This window comes from Mesorhizobium sp. M4A.F.Ca.ET.050.02.1.1 (assembly GCF_003997725.1).
In the GTDB taxonomy this organism is placed as follows: domain Bacteria; phylum Pseudomonadota; class Alphaproteobacteria; order Rhizobiales; family Rhizobiaceae; genus Mesorhizobium.
The window spans coordinates 1-1439 of sequence record NZ_RZSG01001123.1; the positions used below are offsets into that span (position 1 = coordinate 1).

At 61.4% G+C, this 1439-nt stretch carries 2 protein-coding genes and 1 pseudogene; 2 read left to right on the forward strand and 1 reads right to left on the reverse strand.

The features are described from left to right. Together EOA33_RS35575 and aat are read left to right on the forward strand one after the other, a co-directional pair. A pseudogene (locus EOA33_RS35575) lies at positions 1-157 on the forward strand (acetyl-CoA carboxylase biotin carboxylase subunit); the annotation flags it as partial. A 28-nt stretch (positions 158-185) separates the two neighbouring features. Continuing rightward, complete coding sequence (aat, locus tag EOA33_RS35580) at positions 186-803, forward strand: leucyl/phenylalanyl-tRNA--protein transferase (protein ID WP_126054371.1); 618 nt, start codon at positions 186-188, stop codon at positions 801-803. A gap of 11 nt (positions 804-814) precedes the next feature. On the opposite strand, the gene EOA33_RS35585 is transcribed toward aat, so the two are convergent. After that, positions 815-1201, reverse strand: coding sequence for a hypothetical protein (locus EOA33_RS35585; protein WP_126054370.1), 387 nt, complete (start codon positions 1199-1201; stop codon positions 815-817). Positions 1202-1439 lie beyond the last annotated feature (238 nt).

A 1439-nucleotide genomic window follows, 5' to 3' on the forward strand; every position in this document is an offset into this window, starting at 1 on the left:
GTGTATGATGCGGCTGCGCCGAGCGCTGGACGAATTCGTCGTCGACGGCATCAAGACGACGCTGCCGCTGTTCCGCGACCTAGTCGGCAACCCCGACATCGCCAATGGCGACTACGACATCCACTGGCTGGAAAAATATCTGGCTAAAGAGGAATAGCCGCTGAACTTGCAGTTATAATGCCGCGATGACCCGTCCCTATGCGCCCGGCTATCGCATCCCGACCGACCTCTTGCTGAAGGCCTATGCCTCGGGCGTCTTCCCGATGGCCGAAAGCGCCAGCGATCCGGAAGTGTTCTGGGTGCGGCCGGAGACGCGTGGCATCATCCCGCTGGACAGGTTTCATACACCGCGCAGCCTGAAGAAGACGATCCGCAGACACCCCTTCGACATCCGCTATGATTTCGATTTCGAGGCGACAATCGACGGCTGCGCCGAGAGACGCGAGGAGCGCCGCTCGACCTGGATCAACGCGCCGATCCGCGAGGCTTACGTCGAACTCTATCGCCTCGGCCATTGCCATTCGGTCGAGGCCTGGCGCGAGGATCGGCTGGTCGGGGGCCTTTACGGCGTCTCGCTGGGGCGCGTCTTCTTCGGCGAAAGTATGTTCGCCAGGGAAACGGACGCCTCCAAGACCTGTCTTTATCACCTGGTCGAGCGCTTGAAGGCGCGCGGTTTCGCGCTGCTCGACACCCAGTTCACCACCGAGCACCTCAAGCGCTTCGGCGCCGTCGACGTGCCGCGCGGCCAGTATGAGAAGATGCTGGCCGAGGCCTTGAAGAGCGAAGCCATCTTCTCGCCATGAGGCCGTAGCGATCAGCCTTTTGCTGAAGCCTCTATCGGCGTTTGCGCATGGAACATCATCTTCCAGCCATTGGTTCGATGCACGTAGCCGGTGCTGACCAGCGCGTTGTAGATTTCGCCATTCTCGCGCGTCGCGTGCGCCTCGTAGGTCAGCATGACAATGTCGCTGCCGGGTTCGACCATGCCCTTTAGGTCGATGTCGAGATCGCGCCAGCGACGTGGCTTGCTGGCGGTTTTAGCCAGATCGGCATTGCTGATCGCATGCGCCATCTCCGGAAAGGCCACGAGGCATTCGGCATCGGCGTTGGCCGCATAGTAGGCCGCATCGCCGGTCCAGAATCCCCTTTCGAGGTCAAGCAATTCCTTCTTGCTGACCGTCATGTGCTTGGTTGCTGACATCGCAAGATCCTCCATGCGCAACAGTGCGCAATCGCTCTTTTGCCAACGTGTGGCGAACGAAGCGGTTCCCCGATTCTGCTGTTGGATCAGTTGGCCTCGCCGCTATCCGGCTCGGTCGCAGCCGGAGCGGCGGCGGCCTTCGGCTTGGACGTATCGACCTGTGACGCACCGGTCTTGGCGGCCTCGGGCGGCGGCACGTCCGACTTCTGCTTGCAACCCTTCAGCCAGACGTCATAGA

Coding starts and splice junctions, on each gene's coding strand:
- aat (WP_126054371.1), top strand. CDS start 186: ATGACCCGTCCCTATGCGCCCGGCTATCGCATCCCGACCGACCTCTTG.
- EOA33_RS35585 (WP_126054370.1), bottom strand. CDS start 1,201: ATGTCAGCAACCAAGCACATGACGGTCAGCAAGAAGGAATTGCTTGAC.